13 protein-coding genes are annotated in these 18720 nt (G+C 58.9%); 4 read left to right on the plus strand and 9 right to left on the minus strand.

What is annotated here, in order from left to right; translation table 11 throughout:
• Positions 1–3: 3 nt before the first annotated feature.
• The 3 genes from ACLIBF_RS18445 to rraB form a co-directional block, all read right to left on the minus strand.
• Positions 4–1332 (minus strand): OprD family outer membrane porin, encoded by a 1329-nt coding sequence (locus ACLIBF_RS18445; RefSeq protein WP_031375822.1) that lies wholly within the window; start codon positions 1330–1332, stop codon positions 4–6.
• 372 nt (positions 1333–1704) lie between these two features.
• Positions 1705–2466, minus strand: coding sequence for a tRNA isopentenyl-2-thiomethyl-A-37 hydroxylase MiaE (miaE, locus tag ACLIBF_RS18450; RefSeq protein ID WP_031375823.1), 762 nt, complete (start codon positions 2464–2466; stop codon positions 1705–1707).
• A 57-nt stretch (positions 2467–2523) separates the two neighbouring features.
• Positions 2524–2943 carry a ribonuclease E inhibitor RraB gene (gene rraB, locus ACLIBF_RS18455; protein ID WP_069728807.1) on the minus strand — a complete coding sequence of 140 codons (420 nt, stop codon included), beginning with the start codon at positions 2941–2943 and terminating at the stop codon, positions 2524–2526.
• A 161-nt stretch (positions 2944–3104) separates the two neighbouring features.
• Here rraB and argF point away from each other — a divergent pair, with 161 nt between their 5' ends.
• The 4 genes from argF to ridA all read left to right on the plus strand — a co-directional run bounded on the left by argF (position 3105) and on the right by ridA (position 6274).
• Positions 3105–4112, plus strand: coding sequence for an ornithine carbamoyltransferase (gene argF / locus ACLIBF_RS18460; protein WP_031375825.1), 1008 nt, complete (start codon positions 3105–3107; stop codon positions 4110–4112).
• A 290-nt stretch (positions 4113–4402) separates the two neighbouring features.
• Positions 4403–5338, plus strand: a complete 936-nt coding sequence (gene pyrB, locus ACLIBF_RS18465; RefSeq protein WP_031375826.1) for an aspartate carbamoyltransferase — start codon at positions 4403–4405, stop codon at positions 5336–5338.
• 12 nt (positions 5339–5350) lie between these two features.
• On the plus strand, positions 5351–5815 hold the full coding sequence (pyrI, locus tag ACLIBF_RS18470) for an aspartate carbamoyltransferase regulatory subunit (RefSeq protein ID WP_031375827.1): 465 nt from the start codon (positions 5351–5353) through the stop codon (positions 5813–5815).
• Positions 5816–5887: 72 nt separating this feature from the next.
• The gene (gene ridA, locus ACLIBF_RS18475) at positions 5888–6274 is read left to right on the plus strand and encodes a 2-iminobutanoate/2-iminopropanoate deaminase (RefSeq protein WP_031375828.1); all 387 of its coding nucleotides are present in this window, start codon (positions 5888–5890) and stop codon (positions 6272–6274) included.
• 57 nt (positions 6275–6331) lie between these two features.
• Here ridA and lplT read toward each other — a convergent pair whose 3' ends face one another.
• From lplT to ACLIBF_RS18505, 6 genes are all read right to left on the minus strand, one after another.
• Positions 6332–7522, minus strand: a complete 1191-nt coding sequence (gene lplT, locus ACLIBF_RS18480; protein ID WP_279809670.1) for a lysophospholipid transporter LplT — start codon at positions 7520–7522, stop codon at positions 6332–6334.
• Positions 7519–9669 carry a bifunctional acyl-ACP--phospholipid O-acyltransferase/long-chain-fatty-acid--ACP ligase gene (gene aas, locus ACLIBF_RS18485; RefSeq protein WP_448310251.1) on the minus strand — a complete coding sequence of 717 codons (2151 nt, stop codon included), beginning with the start codon at positions 9667–9669 and terminating at the stop codon, positions 7519–7521. The genes lplT and aas overlap by 4 nt, the downstream gene beginning before the upstream one ends.
• Positions 9670–9750: 81 nt before the next feature.
• Positions 9751–11139, minus strand: a complete 1389-nt coding sequence (locus ACLIBF_RS18490; RefSeq protein WP_448310253.1) for an efflux transporter outer membrane subunit — start codon at positions 11137–11139, stop codon at positions 9751–9753.
• A 3-nt stretch (positions 11140–11142) separates the two neighbouring features.
• Positions 11143–14244, minus strand: a complete 3102-nt coding sequence (locus ACLIBF_RS18495; protein WP_448310255.1) for a multidrug efflux RND transporter permease subunit — start codon at positions 14242–14244, stop codon at positions 11143–11145.
• The gene (locus ACLIBF_RS18500; protein WP_069728805.1) at positions 14241–17441 is read right to left on the minus strand and encodes an efflux RND transporter permease subunit; all 3201 of its coding nucleotides are present in this window, start codon (positions 17439–17441) and stop codon (positions 14241–14243) included. The genes ACLIBF_RS18495 and ACLIBF_RS18500 overlap by 4 nt, the downstream gene beginning before the upstream one ends.
• Entirely contained in the window at positions 17438–18652 is a 1215-nt protein-coding gene (locus tag ACLIBF_RS18505; protein ID WP_159223201.1) for an efflux RND transporter periplasmic adaptor subunit, read from the minus strand. Before ACLIBF_RS18505 ends, ACLIBF_RS18500 begins: the two co-directional genes overlap by 4 nt.
• Positions 18653–18720: the final 68 nt, after the last annotated feature.

Raw genomic sequence — 18720 nt, forward strand, 5'->3', positions numbered from 1 at the left:
TCCTTATTTGAACAGGTTTAATTTATACTCAATCGCGATTTCGGCCGAAAGACAGGGAGAACGCATAGCGTTTCCTTGCGCATTAAATAGCGGCGTTTCTTTATTATTCTTATATGACCAGCCATAACCGAACAGCGTAGAGATGGAGAGATTTTTCAGGGCTGGATGAGGTTCGATAAAGCGATTAATCAGCGCAATTTCTCCCGAACGTATATGCGCATTACGGTATTTAAACTGCCCATAGTTAATCTGAAACCCACTAAAAATGCCTTTTGAAATTTCAAACTCCGTCTGCGCCACCAGGGCCAGTTCTTTATCACGGGTATAATCTTTCCCGGCAGAGGTGAGTGAGGTAAAACGCCCGCGGGTATTTTTTGTCAGCGGCCGCGCATAATATCCCACCGCATTATGTTTGGGCGCCGAGGTCCAGGCGGCAGCCAGTTTTTGTGTCCATCCATCGTTAATCCAGTCAGCTTCGCCGACATAGTGCCAGGCACGATCGTCGAACGATCTTTTGCTGGCCGCCATATTTTTATAATTTTCCAGCCCCTGACTGCCATAAATTTGCGAGGAGAGACGCCAGTGCGGCGAGAGCGAGTAACTCGCTTCGATAACATGACGCCGCTGGTAATCCTGCGCTTCGCCAAATGCGTAGGCGAGCCGTCCACGGTCACCGGTATAGCTCAGTGCGCCAGTATAGATCGCCGCAATGGTTCGTTTATCCTGGGTTTGCAGGGCAATGCTGTCCGGCGAATCGTGGCGTATCGTTTTGGTCACATAAGCCAAATCCAGCCGCACATTCTGCAGGTTCAGCGCGCCGCTATAGCCTGAGTAACTGTTACGCGACAGGCGGTTAGTGTTGGTCAGCACGCCAATGTTTTTTAACTCCTGCCAGCCCGCTTTCCCTTCGAACCCCGCCTGCCTGTCGCCCAGTTTCACTTTCAGATAGCGCTGGCCAAACTTGCTAAAGCCGTGTGCGTCCGCTTTTTGCTGATTACCGCCGCTGTCGTAAAGCAGACCGCGCGAGGCAAAGTTGTCGCTGGCCCCCAGCCTGATTACGCGGGTATAGGTTGCATCGAAACCCAGCCAGTCCCACAGATAGCCGGAACGATAATCCAGACTTGCCGCCTGCCCCCAGGCGTTATGAACGGTGGTAGGGTGTGTTGCGTTTTCCTTGAGATATTTCCAGTAATTGCGCAGCCTGAGATCGAGCTGCGAATCGTGCAGGAAAGCATTGTCAGAGAGCGCAGGCGCATCGGAATAATCGGCCCACGCCACAGACGGCGGAAAAAACAGTGGAATAAATAACAGAATACAGGTCCTTCCCCTCATTTTAAGACTCCTTCCATTAAATGCGTGTTAGCAAAATTGGCAGTCCGGAATAAGGTGTCTGACCTGTTTTCCGTCTGTACCAGGCGCAAAAAAAAACCTGATTCACACTCCCTCTCTGGCAAAGAGAAAGTGTAAATCAGGTTTTGCTTAAAATAATAACAACCCTAATTCGGCAAGGGCAATATACTTATTCCGCAGAGAAAAAACAGCAGAGAAAAAACATTCTGTGAGGGATGACGCAAATAATATTTAGCGAAAGTTACTAAGCCGCATTAACTTAATAATTAACGTTTACATGATTATTATTAACTAAATCAAACCGGTTCAATTTAAAAAAATAAACGGCCGCCGTAACAGCGCCGTTTACTTTTATCAGAATGCCGGTAACCCGCTGTGAAAACGTAGTTCGCTGTCCGGTTCGCTGATTAAGCGCGCTTCGGTTGCCCCGATCGCCTGTACCCTGGGCGCGATATCCTTCGCGGATATTCGGGCCGCCAGGGTTAAATAGTCCTGATAGTGACGCGCTTCCGATCGCAGCAGTGAGATATAAAAGCTCTCCAGATCCGCATCCAGCCACGGCGCCAGACTGGCAAACCGCTCACAGGATCGCGCTTCAATATAGGCACCGCAAATCAGCTTATCCACCAGCGTCTCTGGCTCATGGGTGGTGACCTCACGCAGCAGCGATTTCGCGTAGCGGCTGGACGTGATCTTCTGATAGACCAGCCCGCGCGACTGCATAATTTCCCATACCTGATAAAAGTGATGCAGCTCTTCTTTAATCAGCAGCACCATCTTTTCCACCAGATCATCCGCCCACGGCAGTTCATTACGGACGATGATGCGTTTGGTGAGATTTTTATGCGCATTGATAAAGTCGCTGTCGCCATCTTCGCGGAAGATAAAATCTTCGTACGGTTTCAGCCAGCCGAGAATCGCCTCACCGCTGGGTTTGTCGGCCACATATTTGCGGATCAACCACACCGCGGTCTGCGCGGCTTTCAGCTCGCACACCAGGTGATCGGTTAATAACAGGGTCAGATTTTCCGGTTTACGCGCCTCATCAATCCAGGCCTGGGGCGTACGGCAGTGCAGAAACTGATAAATCGGTTCAAGTAACGGTGCGTAGTTCATGGTGTTAAAACGAGGCTGGAAAAGAAGAGAGGCGGAGAATTCCCCGCCCTGCGCGACTTAGTGGCGAATGCCGTTATCATCTTCATCGTCGATGGCGTCTTCGTCATCTTCATCTTCGGCGTCCGGGTCTTCGAAGTAGGTGCCCCAGCCGTCGTAGTCGACATTGTATTTACCGATCAGGTTCACCAGTTGCTCAACCTGCACATCAATCAGCTCTGGCTTGAGCGCCGATTCGCTGATGATGTCAACGCACATCACGGTGGTACCATCTTCCAGTTCCAGCTCTTCCGGCTCGGTCACTTCATAACCCAGCTTAAAGGCGTCAACCGCGGCCTTTTCCAGTGAATCGAAGTTGTTGCACGAGAGATGGTGCTCGATGGTATAAAGCGCATCGGGATCGCTGCCATCCTCCAGCAGCTCTTCAATGATCAGGCGCGTCTCTTCACGCTGCTCTTCCAATAATGCTTCATATGCCATGACGATGTCCTCTCTGAGTTCGGCAATAAACAATTATTTTCCCACACTGCCTGTCGCGCCACTACACAAAACGAAAAGTTTATTCTCATCGGGCTTGAAAATGCATATTCATACGGTTAGATTGAATTTTAATTCACTTTATATGGTTACCGGAGTGTTGTATGAGTCAGCTGTATCAGCGCCATTTCCTCAGGCTACTGGATTTTACCCCGGCCGAAATTGATTACCTGCTTAGCCTTGCGGCTGAATTAAAACACGCTAAAAAAAGTGGCAGTGAAGTCCCCTCCCTGAAAGGCAAAAACATCGCGCTCATCTTCGAAAAAGACTCGACCCGTACCCGATGCTCTTTCGAAGTTGCCGCTTACGATCAGGGCGCTAACGTTACTTATCTCGGCCCAAGCGGCAGCCAGATTGGCCATAAAGAGTCGATGCGCGATACCGCGCGGGTGCTGGGCCGGATGTACGATGGCATTCAGTATCGCGGTTACGGCCAGGCGCTGGTGGAAACCCTGGCTGAGCATGCTGGCGTGCCGGTGTGGAACGGCCTGACCACGGAGTTTCATCCGACCCAGTTACTGGCCGATCTGCTGACAATGCAGGAGCACCTGCCGGGTAAAAAGCTCAGCCAGATGACGCTGGTCTACGTCGGCGATGCGCGTAACAACATGGGCAACACCATGCTGGAAGCGGCGGCGCTGGTCGGGCTGGATCTGCGGCTGGTGGCACCGCAAAGCTGCTGGCCAGAGGCCGCGCTGGTAGAACAGTGTCGCAAAGTCGCGCAGCAGACCGGCGGTAAAATTACCCTCACCGATAATATTGCCGACGGCGTCAACGGCGCTGACTTCATCTACACCGACGTCTGGGTATCGATGGGCGAAGCCAAAGCAGTGTGGGAAGAGCGCATCGCCCTGCTGCGAAATTATCAGGTCAACCAGGCGATGCTCGATCTGACCCACAATCCTGAGGTGAAGTTCCTGCACTGTCTGCCCGCTTTCCATGACGATCAGACCACGCTGGGCCGGCAGATGGCGGAACAGTACGATCTGCATAATGGCATGGAAGTGAGCAACGAGGTGTTTGAGTCGCCGCACAGCATCGTGTTTGATCAGGCGGAAAACCGCATGCACACCATCAAAGCGGTGATGGTGGCGACGCTCGGTCAGCGCTGACCCGCTGCGTCAGATTGCCGGTCTGTCTGCGTGCCAGTCAGGCCGTGCCGGAGCGGGCGCAAACGATTCCCTCGGGCACGATTTTTCCTTGCTGCCCGGCCGCGAATGGGTATAATGCGCCACAATTTGCCGGAGGAAATATGCTACAGCGCAGCGGACAATTTGACGCTCAATCACGCCTGACCGCAGGCGGCGCCGCTGTTTCTTTCGGTCATCGACCCGATCATAAAAAAGCCCCTTAAGCAGGGGCTTTTTTTTGTCCGCAATCCGGCCGCGCAGAGGAGAAAGCTATGGCTAACCCGCTATATCGCAAGCACATTATTTCGATCAACGACCTCAGCCGTGACGAGCTGGAACTGGTGCTGCATACCGCTGCACAGCTCAAAGCGCATCCGCAGCCGGAACTGCTGAAGCACAACGTGATCGCCAGCTGCTTCTTTGAAGCCTCGACCCGCACCCGCTTGTCGTTTGAAACGGCGATTCATCGGCTCGGCGCATCGGCGGTAGGTTTTGCCGACGGCAGCAACACCTCGCTGGGGAAAAAGGGCGAAACTCTGGCCGACACCATTTCGGTGATCAGCACCTATGTCGATGCGATTGTGATGCGTCATCCGCAGGAGGGTGCGGCGCGGCTGGCGACCGAGTTCTCCGGCGGCGTGCCGGTTCTCAACGCCGGTGACGGTGCCAACCAGCATCCGACCCAGACGCTGCTCGATCTCTTCACCATTCAGGAGACCCAGAGTCGCCTGAACCAGCTGAATGTGGCGATGGTCGGCGACCTGAAATATGGCCGCACCGTCCATTCCCTGACCCAGGCGCTGGCGAAGTTTGACGGCAACCGCTTCTTCTTTATCGCCCCTGATGCGCTGGCGATGCCGGCTTACATCACCGATATGCTGGATGAGAAAAACATTGTCTGGTCACGGCACGACAGCTTTGAAGAGGTGATGCCGCAGCTCGACATTCTCTACATGACGCGGGTACAGAAAGAGCGTCTCGACCCGTCGGAATATGCCAACGTCAAAGCGCAGTTTATTCTGCGGGCGTCCGACCTGGCGACGGCACGTGACAACATGAAAGTGCTTCATCCGCTGCCGCGCATCGACGAAATCACTACCGATGTCGATAAAACCCCTTACGCCTGGTACTTCCAGCAGGCCGGGAACGGCATCTACGCCCGCCAGGCTCTGCTGGCGTTAGTATTAAACAGCGAACTCGCCCTGTAAGGAGATCCTCAGATGACACATGACAACAAATTGCAGGTCGAAGCGATCAAGCGCGGCACGGTCATCGACCATATCCCGGCGCAGGTCGGCTTTAAGCTGCTCTCCCTGTTCCGTCTGACCGAAACCGATCAGCGCATCACCATTGGCCTGAATCTGCCGTCAGGTGAGATGGGGCGTAAGGATCTGATCAAGATTGAAAACACCTTTCTGACCGACGATCAGGTCAATCAGCTGGCGGTCTATGCACCGCATGCCACGGTCAACCGCATCGACGATTATGAAGTGGTGGCGAAGATCGCCCCGACGCTGCCGGAGCACGTTGAGCGGGTGCTGACCTGCCCGAACAGCAACTGCATCAGCCGCAGCGAGCCGGTCTTCTCCAGTTTTGCGGTCAAGCAGCGCGCCGATGATGTCCACCTGAAGTGCAAATATTGTGAAAAAGAGTTCGCGCGCCATGTGGTGCTGGGTCACTGGTAATCGTTCCGGCCAACCCTATAATGGTCAGCACCGGCGGGCTCACCGCCCTACTGTCTTATTCAAGGAGCAATAATGTCTCGTGAAATCAGTACCGAAAAAGCCCCTGCCGCTATCGGCCCTTATGTTCAGGGTGTCGATCTCGGCAGCATGATCATCACCTCCGGCCAGATTCCGGTCGATCCCGCCACTGGCCTGGTGGCCGATGATGTGACCGCCCAGGCGCGTCAGTCACTGGATAACGTAAAAGCGATTGTTGAAGCGGCTGGCCTGCAGGTCGGAGATATCGTGAAAACCACGGTTTTCGTCAAGGATCTGAATGATTTCGCTACGGTGAATGCGGCCTATGAAGCGTTCTTCACCGAGCATCAGGCGGCGTTCCCGGCCCGGTCCTGTGTCGAAGTAGCGCGTCTGCCGAAAGATGTGAAGATTGAAATTGAGGCCATTGCCGTTCGTCGCTAACTGACAACGGCGGCGTAGCCGCCTCTCTGCCTGCGACGGCAGGAGGCGGCCAGCGGATTAGCGCTTAGCCGGTCGCCATAGCCACAACAGCGCGATGGCCAGCGCGAACAGCACGCCAAAACCGATACCGGTCGCCACCGCCGGCGCACCGGCTTTAATCGCCAGCGTATAGAGCCCCAGCATCAGCAGCATCGCGCTGTTCTCCCCGAGATTCTGCACCGCAATCGCATTTCCCGAGCCGACGCTCTCTTTACCGCGTGCCTGCAATAGCGCATTCAGCGGCACCACAAAGAAGCCCCCCAGCGCGCCAATCACCATCAGCAGCAGATAGGCATTCAGCAGGGTATGCTGCAGCGAGAAGACCACTACCATGACGCCAATCAGCACCCCGGCAGGCATACAGCGGCGCACCGTCTCCAGCGTCACCAGTTTTGCGGCCGCGGCCGCACCCAGCACGATACCGATCGCCACCATCGCATTCAGGGTGGTCGGCGTGGTGTTGTCATTGATGCCCAGCGCCACCGGCACCCACAGCACCAGCAGGAAACGCAGCGTGACGCCCGCGCCCCAGAACAGGCTGGTGCCGAGCAGTGAAAAGCGCGTTTCGGCGTCACGCCATAGCACCGCTGCCGCACGGAAAAAGCTGCGCAGCATGGCGGCGATCTGCCAGCTTTGCCCCGGACGCGCCGCCTGCAGTTTCGGGATAAACAGGTTGGCCACCACCGCGATGCCGTAGGTGACGGCGCAGAGTCCCAGCGCGGCCAGCAGGTGCCAGTCAGCCAGCATACCGCCCGCCACCGAGCCAAGCAGAATGGCGGCGATGGTTGAACCTTCCATCAGCCCGTTGGCTTTCACCAGCTTTCCGCCGTGGGTGATTTCACCGAGGATGCCATATTTCGCCGGTGAGTAGGCCGCAGCGCCGACTCCTACCAGGGTATAGCAAAGGAACGGGTTGAAGCCGAAGCAGATCGCCAGCGCGCCCAGCAGTTTCAGGCTGTTGGCGATCATCATCACCCGCCCTTTCGCCATGCTGTCGGCCATCTGCCCGACAAACGGGGCCAGCAGAATGTAGGTCGCGACAAACAGCATCTGCAACACCGGCTGGCTCCAGTCGGGATAGTACTGGCTTTTCAGCACCGCCAGCGTGGCAAACAGCAGCGCGTTATCGCCGAATGCCGAAAAGAACTGGGCTACGATCACCGCGATCATGCCGCGCGACATCAGCGGCGCATCCCGTTCGATGTTCATGCCTGCTCCTCTTCAGCCAGTTTTTTCAGCGTCACGTAATCCGGTTTGCCGCTGCCGAGCTGTGGCAACTGCTTCATCACGCGGATATCACGCGGCAATGCCAGCTCCGGCGCACCCAGCTCACGGGCGGCTTTTTGCAGGCCATCACGCGCCAGTTCGCTGTCGGTGGTAAACAGCACCAGCGCCTCGCCACGCTGACCATCCGGCCGCAGCGAGGCGGCATGTTGTTTGTCCGGCGACGCTTTCAGGGCGATCTGCTCGACGATCTCCAGCGACACCATCTCGCCAGCGATCTTGGCGAAGCGTTTGGCGCGTCCCTGAATCTGGCAGAAGCCCGCCTCATCAAAGCTGACGATATCGCCGGTGTCATACCAGCCCGCTTCCTGATTGCCTTCACCATCGTCGGCGACCGGCACTTCCAGCACGCCGGGATTTTCAACCCGCAGATAGCCTTTCATTACGTTCGGGCCGCGCAGCTGCAGCCGTCCGCCCTGCTCAATGCCCGGCACCGACATCAGTCGCGAATCCATCCCCGGCAGAATGCGTCCCACGGTGTGCGCTTTCGCCGCCATCGGCACGTTAATCGCCACCACTGGCGCGCATTCGGTTACCCCATAGCCTTCGAGGATGCGAATGCCATATTTTTCCATGTAGAGCTGGCGGGTGTTTTCCTGCAGCTTCTCGGCTCCGGCCACCACATAGCGCAGGCGGGCAAAGTCGTAAGGGGCAGCAAAGCGGGCATAGTTGCCAAGGAAGGTCGAAGTACCAAACAGTACGGTGCAGTTTCGGTCATAGACCAGCTCCGGCACGATGCGGTAGTGCAGCGGACTGGGATAGAGAAACACCTGCGCGCCGGTCATCAGCGGCGTAAACAGGCCGACGGTCAGGCCAAAGGCGTGGAACAGCGGCAGCGCCGACATAAAGCGGTCACGCGGGGTAAAGTCGGCCACGGTGCGAATCTGTTCGACGTTCGCCAGCAGGCTTTTATGCGAATGCACCACCCCTTTAGGGTTGCCTTCTGAGCCAGAGGTGAACAGCACCATCGCCGCGTCTTCCGGCTGCTGGGACAGCTGAGCGCGATGAGGCATCAGCAGATGGCCGACAATCCACAGTTTGTCCTGTAGCGTCACCGTATCTTTCAGATCTTCCAGATAGATCCACTGCACCTCGTCGAGTCCCTGCGGCAGATGCCACAAATTACCTTTGTCGAGGAACTGACGCGAGGTGAAGACGGTTTTAATCTGCGCCGCAGTCAGGGCAGCCCGCATGCCGTTGACGCCCGCGGTGTAGTTGAGCATCGCCGGTACCCGGCCACGCAGCGAGGCACCGAAAATCGCCGCCGCGGTGACGGTGGTGTTTGGCAGCAGCAACCCGACCACTTCGCGCGGCTGGCTGTAGCGTTCAAGAATACGGCCGACGCCGAGCGATTTCTTCAGCAAGCCGTTATAGCTGTCGGGCTTGAAATTGACATCTTCGATGCAGCGCCTGAAGGCACCGTAGCGTGAACGGGCCGCGAGAAAGGCTTCAAACAGAGTTTCACGCGGGCGTACCGCCATGCGGGCTTCCATCATCACATGATGCAGATGTTCGCCCGCCAGTATCCGCCGATCGCGGGCGCGTTTCGCTTCCGGCATCGGGATACGGGTCGCCGGCAGAATGCTGAGGGTGATGCGCGGAAACAGGCGGCGTTTGAATATACCCGCCAGCCGGCCAAACGGCGTAAACTCCGCCCCTTCAATCCGCATCGGTACCACGTTAGCGCCAGATCGCGCCGCGACAAATCCGGCCCCGCTGTAGATTTTCATCAGCGATCCGGTCACGGTGATCCGTCCTTCCGGGAAGATCACCACCGGGCGGCCGCTGTCGATCAGCCGCACCAGCTGTTTCAGCGCCATCGGCTTAGTGGGATCGAGCGGCACATAGTCGATAAAGGGTTTAACCAGCCGCATAAACCAGCTTTCGCTGATGGTTGAATAGACCGCGTAAACCGGCTTAATCGGCAAAAATAACGCCAGCAATATGCCGTCGAGAAACGACATATGGTTCGGCGTGATCAATACCTTCTGCTTATGCAGTTCGGCAACGTCGCCGCGCAGTTCGACCCGCCATAACAGGCGGAATACCAGACGCAATAATGTGAATACCATGCCTGCTCCTTAGCATCGTGAAAAATAGCCCCTCACGATGCAGGATTTGACGCAGTTCGACAACAGAATTATCCGCCGCAATCAGGGTGTCTGCCAGCCACCGCCCAGCGCGGCAATCAGCGCCACGCTGCTGACCCACTGGGTGCTTTGCAGCGTCAGTAAACTCTGTTGTTCGGTCAGGCTGCTGTTTTCGGTGGTGGCCACGTCGAGATAGTCGATCATCCCGGCCTCATACTGATTGCGCGTCACCCGCGCTGATGTCTGAGCCGCCACGGCTGCGCGCTGCTGGGCCGCAATCTCGCCCTGCAGGGTGTTGAGTTCCACCAGCTGATCTTCCACCTCCTGTAACGCTGCTAATACCGTCTGACGATAGCTGGCGACGCTGGCATCCCAGCTGGCACGTGCCTGATCAACCTGCGCCGAGGTGGCGCCAAAGTCGAGCAGCGTGCCGCTTAGCTCCGGCCCCAGCGACCAGACGCGGTTGGGCAATGAGAACAGCGAATGCAGTGCCGATGAACTGACGCCGCCGCTGGCGCTGAGGGTGAGATCCGGATAGTAACCAGCCACCGCCACGCCAACCGCGGCGTTAGCGGCCGCCATGTTACGTTCGGCATAGGCGATATCAGGACGGCGTTGCAACAGCTGGCTCGGCAGCCCGGCCGGCACCGTGGGCAGCGTGGCGTGCAACGGCGCGGCAGGCAGGCTGAAGTCCGCCGGCGCTTTGCCCACCAGCAGCGCGATGGCGTGTTCCATCTGGGCACGCTGCCACTGATAATCCTGCGCCGAGGCGCTGGCGCTCTCCAGCTGCATCTGCGCCTGTGCCTGGGTAGCGAGCGACGCCGTGCCAGCCTGATACTGGTTAGTGATCACCTTTAGGTAGCGCTGGTAGGCCGCCACGCTCTGCTGATAGAGCGCAATTTTCTGGTCGATAAAACGCAGCTGGAAATAGTCCTGCGCCAGTTCAGACTGGGCGCTAAGGGTGATATTGGCCAGTTCCGCCGCGCTGGCCGCCGCGCTGGCGCGATTCTCTTCCAGCGTGCGACGCAGTTTGCCCCACAGATCCAGCTCCCAGCTGGCACTCAGTTCGGCCTGATGGCTGCTGCTGGTGGTGCGGGCGCTGCTGCTGGTGGCGTGGCTGCCGCTGCGCGTCACGCTGCTGTCATAACCCAGTGACGGAAACAGCGCGGCGCGTGACTCGCTCGCCAGCGCCTGCGCCTGACGGTACTGCGCCGCATAATTGGCGACGTTCTGGTTCGAGATACTCACCTGGCTAAGCAGGCCGCTCAGGGTGGCGTCGTGATAAACCGCCCACCATTCGCCTTTGCCCTGCTGATCGCGCGGCGTCGCCTGCTGCCAGCCTTTGGCCTCTTTATAGTGAATCGGTATCGCCATCGCGGGGCGCTGGTAGTCGGGACCAACAGTACAGCCGCTCAGCAGCAGCATCAGAACAAGCGGGATAACGGGTTTCATCAATCAGGATTCCGCATGGCGCAGACGACGCCATTGACGTTGAGTGGCACGGCTCAGACGATCGAGCCACAGATAAATAACCGGGGTGGTGAACAGCGTCAGCAGCTGGCTGAGCGCCAGACCACCCGCGATAGCGATCCCGAGCGGACTGCGCAGATCGGCATCGCCGCCGCTGCCAAGTGCCAGCGGTAAGGCACCAAAAAAGGCCGCCAGCGTGGTCATCATGATCGGCCGGAAGCGCATCAGACAGGCCTGGGTAATCGCCTGCTGCGGCGTCATGCCCTGCTCTCTTTCGGCGCTGATGGCGAAGTCGATCATCATGATGGCGTTCTTTTTGACGATGCCGATCAGCAGAATGATGCCAATCAGCGCGATCACCGTCAGCTGGGTGTTAGTCAGCAGCAGCAGTAACAGCGCGCCGACGCCCGCTGACGGCAGGGTCGACAGAATGGTCAGCGGATGGATATAGCTCTCATACAGCACGCCGAGCACGATATAGACCGCCGCCAGCGCCGCCAGAATCAGCCACGGCATGGTGGCCGTGAGCTGAGAAAAGGCGGCGGCCGTCCCGGCAAAACCGGCCTGGATGGTGGCGGGCAGGCCCAGCTTCGCCATCGCCTGCTTGATCAACCCCTGCGCCTGCTCGAGCGAGACGCCATCATTGAGGTTAAAAGCCACGGTGCTGGTGGCGGACTGGCCCTGATGCGTCACGGCCAGCGGGGCGTTGCCGCCGCTGAAGCGGGTAAAGGCCGACAGCGGAATACGATCGCCGCTGTCGTTAATCACATACAGCTGTTGCAGCATCGCCGGATTGGCGGTGTCGCTATCCTGCAACGACATCACCACGTGATACTGATTCAGGGTGTGATAGAGCGTGGCGATCTGCCGCTGGCTGAAGGCATTATTCAGCAGCGTATCCAGCATCTGCACGTTGACCCCAAGCCGGGTGGCGCGATCACGATCGATGGTCAGTTCCACTTCCTGGCCGCCGGTCTGCGAATCCGAATCAACGCTGTTGAGCTGGGGGATCGCCGCCAGCGCCGCCTGCACTTTCGGCGTCCAGCTGCGCAGCAGATCGAGATCGTCAGCCTGTAAGCTGTACTGATAAGTGGCGTTGGCGCTGCGTCCGCCAATGTGCAGGTCCTGCGCCGCCATCAGGAACATCTGTGCGCCAGCCAGCTGGCTGGTTTTACGGCTCAGCCGGTTCGCCACTTCGGTGGCGGTGGCATCACGCTGATCGAAATCTTTCAGCCGGACAAAGAAGTTGGCGCTGTTGCGCGCACCGAACATCCCGCTGCCCATCGACGACATGACGCTCTCTACCGCCGGATCGGCCTCGATGATTTTGGTGAACATCTGCATCTTCGGCTTCATCGCCTGGAATGAGATGTTCTGGTCGGCGCGCAGTGCGCCCATCAACAGCCCGGTATCCTGATTCGGAAAGAAGCCCTTCTGTACCACCGAATAGAGAAACAGGTTGAGCAGCACGGTCAGCAGCAGGCTGAGCAGCGTCAGTTTCTGATGACGCATCACCCATGCCAGCCCGCGCGCGTAGGCGGCCAGCAGGCGATTCAGCAGGTTCTCAATCGCCTGGTAGAGCGGGTGCGGCCGCTGGCTGAGCGGCGGTTTCGGCTTCAGCAGCCGGGCACAGAGCATCGGGGTCAGGCTGAGTGAGACAAATAGCGAGATCAGCAGCGACACGGTGAGGGTAACGGCGAATTCGCGGAACAGTCGTCCGACGATGCTGCCCATCAGCAGGATCGGAATAAACACCGCGATCAGTGAGATGGTCATCGACAGTACGGTGAAACTCACCTCCTGCGCCCCACGCAACGCCGCCCGCAGCGGACTCAACCCGCGCTCAATGTGGCGGGTAATGTTCTCCAGCACCACGATCGCATCGTCAACCACGAAACCGGTGGCGATAATCAGCGCCATCAGCGACAGGTTATCGAGGCTGTAGCCAAGCAGATACATCACCGCGCAGGTGCCGATCAGCGATACCGGCAAGGCCAGCGCCGGAATGATCACCGCCTGCAGATTGCGCAGAAAAACAAACACCACCGCGATCACCAGCAATACCGCAATCAGCAGCGTCTCTTCGGTGTCATACAGCGAGGCGCGCACGCCGGGCGAGCGGTCGACGACGATGCGCAGTTGCGTATCCGCCGGCAGATCTTTTTCCAGCTGCGGCAACTGCGCTTTTATGGCGTCGATGGTGTCGAGCATGTTGGCGCCTGCCTGACGCTTGATGCCGATCATCACCGAGGGCGTGGCATTGAGAAAACCGGCCTGATAGCGATCTTCCACCGAGTCGTAAACCGTGGCGACATCGTGCAGCCGCACCGCTTTGCCCTGCTGATAGCTAACGATCAGATCGCGATAGCTGGCCGCCTTATCCAGTTGACCATTGCTGTCGACCAGCCATGACTGCCCGCTGCCCTGCAGCACGCCTTTGGGCAGATTGGTGGTGCTGTTCGCCACCGCGCTGCGCACCGTATCCAGCGAAATACCATAGTGGGTCAGCTTCAGCGGTTGCAGATCAATCCGCACCGCCGGCAGGGCACTGCCCATCAGCGAGACTTCGCCCACGCCGTTAACCTGGCCCATCGCCTGTTCGATTTTGCTCTCGGCCAGATCGTAGAGTTCACCGGGCGTGCGGGTGGCAGAGGTCAGCGCCAGCATCACAATCGGCGCATCGGACGGATTGGCTTTGCGGTAGGTCGGCAATGACGCCATCGCACTCGGCAGCAGGCTGCGCGCCGCGTTGATCGCCGCCTGCACGTCACGCGCCGCGCCGTTGATATCGCGATCCATTTCAAACTGCAGAATGATGCTGCTGGAACCCTGCGAGCTGCTGGAGGTCATCTCGGTGATACCGGCAATCTGTCCGAGTGAACGCTCCAGCGGCGTGGCGACGGTCGCCGCCATGGTTTCCGGACTGGCACCGGCCAGGCTGGCGCTGACCATGATGGTCGGGAAATCGACCTGCGGCAGCGGCGCGACCGGCAGCAGACGATAGCCGAGTACGCCGAGCAGCAGAATCGCCAGCGTCAGCAGCAGCGTCGCCACCGGGCGGAAGATAAACAGCCGGGTCAGATTCATTGTCCGCTCCGCGCCGGTTGCTGACGACGTTTCACCCAGCGCTTGCCGCGCTGTGCCAGCGCATCAAACCACAGGTAGATCACCGGCGTGGAGAACAGCGTCAGCACCTGACTGACGATCAGTCCGCCGACAATCACCAGCCCCAGCGGCTGACGCAGTTCTGCGCCAGACCCGGACGCCAGCATCAGCGGCAGTGCGCCGAGCAGCGCCGCCATGGTGGTCATCAGAATCGGCCGGAAGCGCAGCAGGCAGGCCTGGTGGATCGCCTCGCGCGGGCTGAGATGCTGCTGATGTTCCGCCTCCAGCGCAAAGTCGATCATCATAATCGCGTTCTTTTTGACGATGCCGATCAGCAGGATCACGCCAATCAGCGCAATCAGGCTGAATTCGGTGCCGGCCAGCAGCAGCGTCAACAGCGCCCCGACCGCCGCCGACGGCAGCGTCGAGAGGATGGTGACCGGATGGATAAAGCTTTCATACAGAATGCCGAGCACCACATACATGGTGATCAGCGCCGCCAGAATCAGCCACAGCGTGTTGCTGGTGGCACTCTGGAACGCCGAGGTTTCGCCCTGATAGCGCAGCGTAATGCTCTGCGGCAGCGCAAGCTGCTGCCGCACTGCCGCGATCGCCTGTTGCCCCTGCTCCAGCGAATAGCCGGGATTGAGGTTGAAGGAGATCATCACCGCCGGGAACTGGTTCAGCCGCATGTGCATCAGCGCGCCGGTTCGCTGGTGAATCGTGGCAATTGAGGTCAGTTTTACCATCCCGCTGCTGGCCGTGGTGCTGGTGGTCGAAGCGGTGCTGCTGCCGGAGGTTGTCGTGCTGCTGTCCGAACTATCCGAACTGTCCGAACTGTCCGTGCTGTCGGACGGTTGCAGATAGATATCATCAAACGATGCCGGACCCTGCTGCCAGGCGGGCGCGACTTCCAGCACCACCCGATATTGATTCGACTGGGTGAAGATGGTCGACACCAGCCGCTGACCGAAGGCGTTGTAAAGCGCAGTGTCCACGTCCGCCGCCGTGATGCCGTAGCGCGCCGCTTTGTCGCGGTTCAGCTCCACAAAGGCGACACGTCCCTGATCCTGCAGGTTGCTCACTACACCGTTAAACTCTGGCCGCTGCTGCAGGGCCGCCACCAGCGCAGGTGACCATTTCACCAGGTTCTCGCTGTCGGCGTCGTCAAGTGTGAACTGATACTGGCTCGGTGAGACCTGATCGTTAACCGTCAGATCCTGCGCCGGTTGCAGATAGAGCTGAATCCCGGTCACACCGGCGGTGGCCTGCTGCAGTTGTTTAATCACCTCATCCGCCTTGACGTCACGCGCGGCAAACGGCTTGAGGTTGATCTGCAGGCGGCCACTGTTAAGGCTGCTGTTGGTGCCATCAATGCCGATGATCGAGGAGACGCTTTCCACCGCCGGGTTTTTCATGATCAGCGCCGACAGCGCCTGCTGCCGGGTGGCCATCGCGCTGAAAGAGACATCCTGCGACGCGACGGTCACTCCCTGAATCAGACCGGTATCCTGAGTCGGGAAGAAGCCCTTCGGCACCACCAGATAGAGCAGTGCGGTCAGGGCTACCGTCGCCAGCGCCACCAGCAGCGTCAGTTTCTGGTGGTTCAGCACCACCGTCAGCAGCCGGTCATAGCCGCCAATCAGGCGATCAAACAGCACGCCGCCTTTGCGGGCAAAAGTGGACTGCCGCTCTGGTGGAATGTGGCGCAGCAGATAAGCACACAGCATCGGCGTCAGGGTCAGCGATACCACCATCGACACCAGAATCGCCACTGCCAGGGTGATGGCAAACTCGCGGAACAGCCGCCCGACCACGTCACCCATAAACAGCAGCGGGATCAGCACCGCAATCAGCGAAAAGGTCAGCGAGATGATGGTAAAACCAATCTGCTGTGATCCTTTCAGCGCCGCTTCCAGCGGGGATTCGCCCTGCTCCAGCCGCCGGGAGATGTTCTCGACCACCACAATCGCATCGTCGATGACAAAACCGGTGGCGATGGTCAGCGCCATCAGCGACAGATTGTTGAGGCTGAAGCCCGCCAGATACATCACGCCGAAGGTCCCAATCAGCGACAGCGGCACCGCCACGCTGGGGATCAGCGTCGCCGCCACGTTGCGCAGGAACAGGAATGTCACCATCACCACCAGCGCAATCGACAGCATCAATTCAAACTGCACGTCGCTGATCGAGGCGCGAATGGTCTGGGTACGATCGGACAGGATAGTCATCTTCACCCCATCCGGCAGCGCCGCCTGCAGCACCGGCAGCTGCGCCTTGATGTTGTCCACCACCTGAATCACGTTCGCGCCGGGCTGACGCTGCACGTTGATCACAATCGCTGGCCGATTATTGGCCCACGCCGACTGAAAACTGTTCTCCGGCCCCTGCTCAATGAGGGCAATATCCTTCAGCCGCAGCGCCGCGCCATTCTCATAGCTGAGGATCAGGTTGCCGTACTCAGCGGCGGTGCGCAGCTGATCGTTGGCATCAATGGTTACCGAGTGATATTTGCCGTCAAAGCCGCCTTTGGAGCCGTTGACGTTGCTGTTGCCAATCAGTGTGTTGACCGCTTCCAGCGTCAGATGGTGGGCAGCGAGCGCTTTCGGGTTGATCCGGACCCGAATCGCCGGCTGTTGTCCGCCCGCCAGCGTCACCATCCCGACGCCAGAAATCTGCGACAGCTTGAGCGCCACCCGGGTATTTACCAGATCCTGCACCTGCGTCAGCGGCAGCGTGTCGGAACTGGCCGCCAGCGTAATCACCGCGCTGTCCGCCGGGTTAACCTTTTTATAGGTTGGCGGATTGGGCAGATCGTCAGGCAGCAGGCTATCGGCGGCATTAATCGCAGCCTGCACCTCCTGCTCGGCGACATCCAGTGACAGATCGAGGCTGAATTTCAGCGTAATCACCGACGAGCCGCTGGCGCTGGCGGAGGTCATCTGACTCAGTCCGGCCATCTGGCCCAGCTGGCGCTCAAGCGGCGCGGTCACCGACGACGCCATCACATCCGGACTGGCACCGGGATAGAGCGTGGTGACCTGAATGGTCGGATAGTCGACCTGCGGCAGCGCCGAGGTGGAGAGAAACTTATAGGCAAAAATGCCGGCAATCAGCACGCCGACCATCAGCAGGATGGTGGCGACCGGACGCAGTATAAACAGCCGTGACGGATTCATTTGGCCTCAGCGCTTGCCGGTGCAGGCGTCTCATCCGCCAGTGAAACCTTGCTGCCGTTAGTCAGCCGATCGATTCCTTCGGTGACCAGCCGATCGCCCGGCGCAACGCCGCTGAGGATCGCCTGATGATCGTCGTCAACCGCCGGACCGGTGGTGACCGCTTTACGCGTGACGCTGTTGTCCTGATTGATGACGAAGACAAAGCTGCCATCGCTGCTTAACTGCAGTGCCTGGGCCGGGATCACCGTTACGCCTTTCAGCACCCGGGTCTGCAGCCGCAGATTGACGAACTGGTTGGCAAACAGCGACTCATCCTGGTTGGCGAACAGCGCTTTCAGTTCTACGGTGCCGGTGGCGGTATCGATCTGGTTACTGATGTACTTCACCTCGCCATTGGCGAGCAGATGCTGGTTATCCTGGTCAAACAGCGTAGCGGGCAGGCTCTGGCTCTGATGCAGGGCGCTCACCAGCGTCGGGATTTCGCTCTGCGGCACGCTAAAGGTGACCGCCGCTGGCTGCATCTGGGTGATGGTTACCAGGCCGGTGCTGCTGGAGGTCTGTACCATGTTGCCCGGGTCGACCTGACGCAGTCCGACCCGACCAGCGATCGGCGCGGTGATGCGGGCATATTCGATACTCAGTCTGGCGCTGGCGATCTGCGCCTGATCGGCGGCGACTGCCCCGCGATACTGCCCTACCGTGGCGATCTGGCTATCCAGATCCTGGCGCGACAGCGAGTCCTGCGCCGCCAGCTTGCGGTAGCGTGCCAGCGTCAGTTCGGCGCTTTTCAGCAGCGCCTGGTTCTGATTAAGTTCGCCCTGATACTGATTCAGCGTCGCCTGGTAGCTGCGCGGATCGATCTGCGCCAGCAGCTGACCAGCGCTGACCTTCTGACCTTCGGTGAAGAAGACCTGTTGCAGCTGACCATCGACCCGGCTGGTGACCGTCACGCTGGCGTTGGGGATCACCGTGCCGAGCGCATTCAGCCAGACCGGCACATCGGCACGGGTCGCGACGCCGCTGTGTACCAGGGTCGCGCCGCCGCCCATTCTGCCGGGCGCACCGCGTCCGCCAGGCGGCATCGCCCCGCCCGGTGCTTTGCCGAGGGGCAACAGACGCCAGGCCACGCCAGCGATGGTCGCCGCCACAATCAATAAAAGCAGCCATTTCAGCCAGCCGGAACGCGCGGAGCGTGAGTGGTGAGTCATCATCGAACTCTTCAGATAAACAGAAAATGAACATCCCGGAGGGTGCGGAATATGAAGTGAGCCACCTGCAG

This window comes from Pantoea sp. PGP6 (genome assembly GCF_053474785.1).